We start from the raw sequence: 8257 nt of genomic DNA on the forward strand, positions 1-8257 counted from the left end.
ATGCTGATTGCCGGACTCATGTTTCCCGCGCTGTTCGGGCTGATCCTGATTGGATTGCCGATCGCGTTTTCGCTGACCATCGTATCGGTGGGGGCGGGGCTTGTCGCCTTCGGGCCTGCGGCCTTCAACCAGCTTTATGGCTCGTTCTACTCGGCCTCGACCAACTTCATCCTGTCGGCGATTCCGATGTTCATCCTGATGGGGGCGCTCTTGGAGCGCTCTGGCATTGCCGAGCGCCTGTTTCGGGTGATGAACATGTGGCTGGGCCGTCTGCCGGGCGGGCTGGCGCTGGCGACCATCGCCATGGGCGCGGTGTTTGCCGCGGCTGCGGGCGTGGTCGGCGCTGTCGAGGTGATGATCGGCATGATGGCGATCCCGGCGATGCAGAAAATGCGCTATAGCAACACGCTGATTGCCGGCACCATCTGCGCGGGCGGCTCGCTGGGCACGATGATCCCGCCCTCGGTGATTGCGGTGATGTATGCTTCGCTGGCGCAGATGTCGGTGGGCAAGCTGTTGGCGGGCATGATGCTGCCCGGCCTGATCATGGTGACACTGTTCCTGGGCTATATCGCCATTCAGGGCCTGCTGAACCCGCCTGAGCCGGTGGCGGACACCGACCAGGTTGCGGATCTGCCGCTGGGCGAGAAGCTGTGGGCGACCGCGACGACGATGCTGCCGGTCTGCGCGCTGATCTTTGCGGTGCTGGGGTCGATCCTGGCGGGTGTCGCCTCACCCACCGAGGCGGCGGCGGTCGGCGCGGCGGGGGCGCTCTTGCTGTGCATATTGAACGGCAGGTTCTCGGTCCCGGTGCTGTCGGAGTCGCTGTCGATCACGGTGCGCATTTCGGCGATGATCCTGCTGATCGTAGCGGCGGGCACGATGTTCATGGGCGTCTTTGCCGCCAACGGCGGCGCGCGTCTGATCCGCGATGTGATCGAGGGCGCGGGCCTTGGGCCGACCGGCATGATGGTGTTTTTCCTGCTGGTTGTCTTCGTGCTTGGCTTTGTGCTGGACTGGACCGCCAACGTGCTGATCTGCGTGCCGCTGTTCTCGCCCTTCATCCGCTCTGCCGGGATTGATCCGGTGTGGTTCGCGACGCTGGTGATCGTGGTGATCCAGACCGGCTATCTGACGCCGCCGATGGCCTCGTCGATCTTTTACCTGAAATCGATCGCGCCACCGGACATGACCTATGGCGAGATGTGCCGCGGGGTGCTGCCCTTTATCGGGTTGCAGGTGGTGACGCTGCTGCTGATCATCTTCTTTCCGCAGCTGGCGACCTGGCTGCCGCAGGTGATCGTCAACTGAGCGCGGCGCAGCCGCTGAAAACCGCGCCGCGGCCCCTCTGCAGGGGAGGCCGCGGCATTGGTGTGTGCAGCCGGGCGGCGGCGCTAGAGTTCGATGTCCTGGCGCTGGTCGCGCGAGATCATGCTTTGAATCTGTTGCACGATCTGATCGGCATGGGCCTTGGCCAGCGCATCCGAGGCACTGACGTTGCGCGCCTCGATGGCAGCGATGATGTCCTCGTGCTCCTGCACATAGCGGTAGGGCAGCTTGTTGTTGAACGAGGAGTAGTAATAGAGCCGCATCAGACGCCGCCCCTCGTCCAGCAGGCGCTGGAACAGACCTTCGAAATAGACATTGTGGCCGGCCGCGGCGATGGCGGCATGGAAGTCGCGGTTGGTGGTGATCATCGCCATGGCGTCCTGTGCCTCGACCGCGGCGGCGAATTGCGCCTGATGACGGCGGATGACGGTGAGGTCCGCGGGCGTGTGATATTCGGCAGCCAGCCGGGTGGTGACGCGGTACATCAGGGTGATCGCGTCAAAGAAGGTGTAGAGATTGACGAAATCGATATAGGCAACCAGCGTTGAGCGGTTCGGAAGCGTTTTGACCAGCCCCTCTCCGGCCAGCCGCACCAGCGCCTCGCGGATCGGGGTCCGTGACATGGCGAACCGCTCTGCGAGCTGTGCCTCGTCGATGGGGGCGCCGGGCTCCAGCGTCAGGTTCAGGATTTCTTCGCGCAGGATGTCGTAGACATGCTGCACGCCCGAACCGCGCTTGCGCTCTGGTTTGCCGGTGGGTTTGCTATCGGTCATTGCATACTCTTTCGTCGCCAAGCTGCATACGTGGGATGGCCGCTGTAGACAACTGTCGGCCGCTCAGCCCTGTGGCGGGAAGACGGCGGTTTTCTTGACGGTTCCGTAGACAAAACTTGTGTCGATGGACGCGATGCCGCCGATCGGGTGGATGCGGGTGCGGATAAAATCCTCATAGGCCGCAAGGTCAGGCACCAGCACCCGCAGCTGGTAATCCATGGCGCCGGTCATGATGTGACATTCCAGCACCTCGTCGATGGTGCGGATGCGGCGCTCGAAATTCTCCACGTCGGAGGCGTTGTGGCGTTCCAGACGGATGCGCACGAACACGGTGATCGCCAGCCCATAGGCGGTGGCGTCGACATCGGCGCTGTAGCCCTGGATCACGCCGCGCGCTTCCAGGTTGCGCACCCGGCGCAGGCAGGGCGAGGGCGACAGGTTCACCGCCTGGGCGAGATCCTGATTGGTCATCCGCCCGTCACGTTGCAGGGCGCGCACGATCTGTCTGTCCTTGGCATCCATGCAGCGTTATTCCTCCTGCATTGGCATAATATGCCACAGCCTAGCGGTAGGTTGGCATTGTTGGCAATCACTTGCCCGGTAAGGCGGCGCAGACTGGTGCAAATATGTGATTCAGGAGATTGCCATGAGCCGCCAGACAGGATTTGCCACCCGCGCCATTCACCACGCCTATGATCCGCAGGACAATGGCGGGGCGCTGACGCCGCCCTTGCACCTGACCTCAACCTTCACGTTTGAAACCGCAGAGGCGGGCGGCGAGATGTTTGCGGGCGAGCGCGCGGGCCATATCTACAGCCGGATTTCCAATCCGACCTGTGATCTGCTGGAGCAGCGCATCGCGACGTTGGAAGGCGCCGAGGCGGGCCTTGCACTGTCCAGCGGCATGGGCGCGATCACGGCCGTTTTGTGGACGCTCCTGTCGCCGGGCGACGAGGTGATCGTGGACAAGACGCTGTATGGCTGCACATTCGCCTTCATGCGGCACGGCCTCGCGAAATGGGGTGTCACGATCACCCATGTGGACATGACCGACCCGGAGAACCTGCGCGCGGCGGTGTCGGACAAGACGCGGGTGGTCTATTTCGAAACCCCGGCCAACCCCAACATGCGGCTGGTGGATATCGCGGCCGTGTCCGAGATTGCCCATACGGTGGGCGCGCAGGTGGTGGCGGACAACACCTATGCCACGCCCTATCTGACCCGCCCGATCGAGCTGGGCGCGGACATCGTGGTGCATTCGGCGACCAAATACCTGGGCGGCCATGGCGATGTGGTGGCAGGTCTGGTGGCGGGCACGGCGGAACAGGTGACCGAGATCCGGCTGGTCGGCATGAAGGACATGACCGGCGCGGTGATGGCGCCGTTCAACGCGATGCTGATCCTGCGCGGGCTGAAGACGCTGGCGTTGCGGATGGACCGGCATTGTGCCTCGGCCGTTACGGTGGCGGAGTATCTGGAGGCGCATCCGGCGGTGGGGGCGGTGCATTTCCCGGGGCTGGAAAGCTTTCCGCAGCACGCATTGGCGGGCCAGCAGATGGCGCAGCCGGGCGCGATGATCGCCTTTGAGATCGACGGCGGCATGGAGGCGGGCATCCGTTTCATGAACGCGCTGAAGATGATCCAGCGGGCGGTGTCGCTGGGCGATGCGGAGACGCTGATCCAGCATCCGGCCTCCATGACGCATTCGACCTACACCCCGGAAGAGCGCGCCGAACATGGCATCAGCGACGGGTTGATCCGCCTGTCGGTGGGTCTGGAAGAGGTCGCGGACATCATCGCCGATCTGGACATGGCGCTGCCGCAGGCGGCCCGCGACGCGGCCTGATCCTGTCCCTTGCGCGGCAGGGTGATTTCCGCTCTGCTGCGCCGGACAGCCCCCGAAACGTTCGACCCGGAGACCGACATGACCGCAGATCCCGCCCATCTGAAAACCATCGAACAGCGGCTGTTGTGGCTGTCGCATTGGATGATCCACCACGCCAACCACATCCGCCCCAAGGCGGACAAGATCAAGGTGGGCGGGCATCAGGCGTCCTCGGCGTCGATGGTGTCGATCATGACGGCGCTGTATTTTTCGACCTTGCGGCCTGAGGATCGGGTGGCGGTGAAGCCGCATGCCAGCCCGATTTTTCACGCGATGCAGTATCTCATGGGCAACCAGACCCGCGACAAGATGGAGAATTTCCGCGGCTATGGCGGGGTGCAGAGCTACCCCAGCCGGACCAAGGATATTGACGATGTGGATTTCTCCACCGGGTCCGTGGGGCTGGGGGTGGCGGTGACCTCCTTTGCCTCGCTCATTCAGGACTACATCGCGGCCAAGGACTGGGGCAGCGATGCGCCGATGGGGCGCATGGTGGCGCTGGTGGGCGATGCCGAGCTGGACGAGGGCAATATCTACGAGGCCTTGCAAGAAGGCTGGAAGAACGATCTGCGCAATTGCTGGTGGATCATCGACTATAACCGCCAGTCGCTGGACGGGATCGTGCGCGAGGGGCTGTTTCAGCGTATCGAGCAGATCTTTGATGCCTTCGGCTGGGACGTGGTGCGGGTGAAATACGGCGTGTTGCAGCGCGCCGCGTTTGAGGAACCCGGCGGTGAGCGTCTGCGCGACTGGATCGATGCCTGCCCCAACCAGGAATATTCGGCGCTGACCTTCATGGGCGGGGCGGTCTGGCGCAAGCGGCTGCTGGATGATCTGGGCGATCAGGGGGATGTCACCGCGCTGATCGAGCGGCGCAGCGATGCGGAGCTGGCGGCGCTGATGGAGAACCTCGGCGGCAACTGTGTCGAGACCATGGCCGAGACCTTTGATGCCATCGACCACGACCGCCCCGTCTGTTTCCTCGCCTATACCATCAAGGGTTGGGGCACGCCGATTGCCGGCCACAAGGACAACCACGGCGGGCTGATGAACGCGACGCAGTTTGCCGCCTGGCAAAAGCTGATGGGCGTGACCGAGGGCGAAGAATGGGACCCGCTGGCAGGTGTGGATGATCCCGACGCCTTACGCAGGTTCCTGGCCGAGGTGCCGTTTTTTGCCCGCGGCCCGCGCCGGTATCGCGATGCCCGGCTGGAGGTGCCACAGATCCAACTGGACGGCGGGCGCGAGATCTCGACCCAGATGGCGTTCGGCAAGATCCTGGACGATCTGTCCAAGGGCGACAGCGCGCTGGCGTCGCGCATCGTGACCACCTCTCCGGATGTGACGGGGACGACCAACCTGGGGCCATGGGTGAACCGGCGCAAGCTGTTTGCGCGCGCGCCGCAGGCGGATGCGTTCATCGAACACCGCATTCCCTCCACCGCGAAGTGGGAGTTCACGCCCGAGGGCCAGCATATCGAGCTGGGCATTGCCGAGATGAACCTGATGCTGCTGCTGGCCGCGGCGGGCCTGTCGCACAGCCTGTTCGGCAAGCGGCTGATCCCGATCGGCACGGTCTATGATCCCTTTGTGGCGCGGGGCTTGGATGCGCTGAACTATGCCTGTTATCAGGATGCGCGGTTCCTGCTGGTGGGCACGCCCTCGGGCGTGACGCTGGCCCCCGAAGGCGGCGCGCATCAGTCCATCGGCACACCGCTGATCGGGATGAGCCAGGACGGGCTGGCGGCGTTTGAGCCGGCCTTTGCCGACGAGCTGGCGATCATCATGGAGTGGGCGTTTGATTATCTGCAACGCGACGGCGAGGGCGACCCGGATGAACGCACCTGGCTGCGCGACGAGACTGGTGGTTCGGTCTATCTGCGGCTGACCACCAATGCGCTGGAACAGCCGGGGGAGCGTTCGGACCCGGACTTCCGCCAGGGGGTGATCGACGGGGCCTACTGGCTGCGCAAGCCGGGGCCGAACTGCGAGGTGGTGATTGCCTATCAGGGCGCGGTCGCGCCCGAGGCGATCAAGGCGGCCGGCATGATCGGCGAGGGCCGCCGCGACATTGGCGTGTTGGCGGTGACCAGTGCGGACCGGCTGAACGCGGGCTGGTGCGCGGCGCAGCGGGCACGGGCGCGGGGCCACGCGCAGGCCCATGCCCATGTGGAACGGCTGATGGGGGATCTGCCGCGCCACTGCAAGGTGATCACCGTGATCGACGGCCACCCGGCGACGCTGTCCTGGCTGGGATCGGTGGCGGGCCACCAGTGCATTCCGCTGGGGGTGGAGCATTTCGGCCAGACCGGCAGCATTGGCGATCTCTACCGCCACCACGGCATTGATGCAGCGGCGATCGTGGAGAAGGTGAACGGGCTGACCGCGGGGCGCGACGTGCGGCGCAATGCGCTGGGGGTCTTGGCCGAGGGTTAACCCGCCGCCAGTTCCTGCATCAGCGTTGCCATCAGCCGGGCTGCGGGCATGGGGCGCGCCAGCGGTGCACCTTGCCCGGCCCATTGCGCGCCATAGCCGGGCTCACCAGCTGCCGCGGCGGCGGCGTTCAGCGCCTTGCCCGCGTCGTATGTGATTGGGTAGTCCGGCACCTCGGCGTCGGGCACCTCTGCACCCAATGCGGTGAACCGGTTCGACAGGCAGCGCGCCGGGCGGCCCGAGATCACCCGCGTCATCACGGTGTTCTGTGCCGCCTCGGATGCAAGCGTCTGCCGGTAGGCGGCATTGGCGCTGGTCTCGTCACAGGCGATGAAGGCGGTGCCGAGCTGGGCCGCAACGGCGCCAAGATCAAGCGCGGCGCGGATGCCAGCACCATCCATGATTCCGCCCGCGGCGATCACCGGCAGCGCCTGCTGCTGCACCAGCAGGCGGGTCAGTGCAAAGGTGCCGAGCTGCGCGTCGGGGGCGTTTTCGTCAAAGCATCCACGGTGGCCGCCGGCCTCCCACCCTTGGGCAACGATGGCGTCAATGCCGGCGGCGGCGCAGGCGCGGGCCTCCTCCAGCGAGGTGGCGCTGGCCAGCAGGACAATGTCACGTTCCTTCAGCGCGGCGATGCGGTCTGCGTCCGGCAGGCCAAAATGCAGGCTGACGACCTCGGGGCGTTCTTCGAGCAGCATGGCAAGCATGGCGTCGTCAGTGGCGAAGGAGGTGTAGATCTCTGACAGGCTGTCGGGCGGAGAGGCATTGAAACGCGAAAACGCCGGACCGAGGCGTTGCAACCAGCGCGCCTGTTTCGCCGCGTCCGCCGTGGCCGGGCGGTGGCAGAACAGGTTGGCGTTGATGGCGCCCTCTGTCCGTTGCCGGGTCTGGCGCAGCATCTGGCGCGCGCCTTCCGCGCCTGCTGCCCCCAGCCCCAGCGCGCCAAGCCCACCGGCATTTGACACCGCCGCTGCCAATTCAGGGGTCGAGACTCCGGCCATCGGCGCCTGCAGAATCGGGCAGCGCAGGTTTAGCCGGTCAAGGATGGTCCGGGTGCGGGTCATGAGATGCCTCCGTTGTGCGACCCGAGCCTAGGCGGCGGGCCGGGCGGGGGCAAGCCGAGCGGGCCCGTGCGGCTAGCATGTAAACCCCATCCAGAAATGCCACTGGCTGCGCAAAGCAGACGTGTCACCGCATAGCGCAACAGGAACAAGGCTTGGCAGCCCGTAGACCTCAAATATCGAAGGGCTGGAAAGCCTTGTGGGTAAAGGGGATGCCTATATCGATTTTGACCGTGCGAGCTCAATGATCAGCGCGCAGAAATACACTGCGCCATGTCTCGCGATCAACTCGTTGCATTCCTAAAGTTCGAAAGGCAGGTATCCCATCAGTGCGATCAACATGGCACCTGTTAGGAATGTCGCTCGCTTGAGCATTACAGATTGCTCGCCTCTTTTTTCATGAACTCTGAGCCGCCTTTATTGGTAACTTGCCCACCGCAAACCGGTCAATCATCGATGACCGGCTCCTCTGGCATACCCAGCTTGCGAGGCCCGGGCTGATACCCCATCTTCTCGGAGTTGGTCCGCACCTTGGGTTTTGGTGGCGCCTTCTCCTGCATCTCTTTGACATAGGCAAGGACCGCGCTGAGCCGCTTGTTCTCGGTGACGGCCGCATGGGTGACACGCTGGTCCATATCAAAGATCCTGCAGGGCAGGGCCTGGCCCTTCCAGCGCACCTCGAAGCCCCCATCTGCAAAGGCATAGGTATCAACGTATTTGCCGATAAGGGCGCGTGACAGCGCGGTCTCTTCCAGCATGATCCGCTTGCGGTCATA

Annotated in this window: 6 protein-coding genes and 1 pseudogene; 3 read left to right on the top strand and 4 right to left on the bottom strand. The window is 64.5% G+C overall.

What is annotated here, in order from left to right; translation table 11 throughout:
- Positions 1-1311 carry a TRAP transporter large permease gene (locus AC0IPL_RS18545; protein WP_474276436.1) on the top strand — a complete coding sequence of 437 codons (1311 nt, stop codon included), beginning with the start codon at positions 1-3 and terminating at the stop codon, positions 1309-1311.
- A gap of 83 nt (positions 1312-1394) precedes the next feature.
- Here the strand turns inward: AC0IPL_RS18545 and AC0IPL_RS18550 are convergent, their stop codons facing one another.
- Positions 1395-2102: a GntR family transcriptional regulator gene (locus AC0IPL_RS18550; protein ID WP_474276438.1), complete on the bottom strand. Its 708-nt coding sequence runs from the start codon at positions 2100-2102 to the stop codon at positions 1395-1397.
- A 63-nt stretch (positions 2103-2165) separates the two neighbouring features.
- On the bottom strand, positions 2166-2624 hold the full coding sequence (locus tag AC0IPL_RS18555) for an Lrp/AsnC family transcriptional regulator (protein WP_474276440.1): 459 nt from the start codon (positions 2622-2624) through the stop codon (positions 2166-2168).
- Positions 2625-2748: 124 nt separating this feature from the next.
- Between AC0IPL_RS18555 and AC0IPL_RS18560 the strand changes: the two genes are divergently transcribed.
- A complete protein-coding gene (locus AC0IPL_RS18560) occupies positions 2749-3948 on the top strand; it encodes a methionine gamma-lyase (protein ID WP_474276442.1) in 1200 nt (399 codons plus the stop codon).
- A gap of 78 nt (positions 3949-4026) precedes the next feature.
- The gene (locus AC0IPL_RS18565; protein ID WP_474276444.1) at positions 4027-6423 is read left to right on the top strand and encodes a 1-deoxy-D-xylulose-5-phosphate synthase N-terminal domain-containing protein; all 2397 of its coding nucleotides are present in this window, start codon (positions 4027-4029) and stop codon (positions 6421-6423) included.
- Here the strand turns inward: AC0IPL_RS18565 and AC0IPL_RS18570 are convergent.
- Positions 6420-7484 carry an NAD(P)H-dependent flavin oxidoreductase gene (locus AC0IPL_RS18570; protein WP_474276446.1) on the bottom strand — a complete coding sequence of 355 codons (1065 nt, stop codon included), beginning with the start codon at positions 7482-7484 and terminating at the stop codon, positions 6420-6422. The genes AC0IPL_RS18565 and AC0IPL_RS18570 overlap by 4 nt on opposite strands.
- 443 nt (positions 7485-7927) lie before the next feature.
- Positions 7928-8257 (bottom strand): annotated as a pseudogene (locus AC0IPL_RS18575) (ISNCY family transposase); the annotation flags it as partial.

This window comes from Leisingera sp. SA32 (assembly GCF_056033425.1).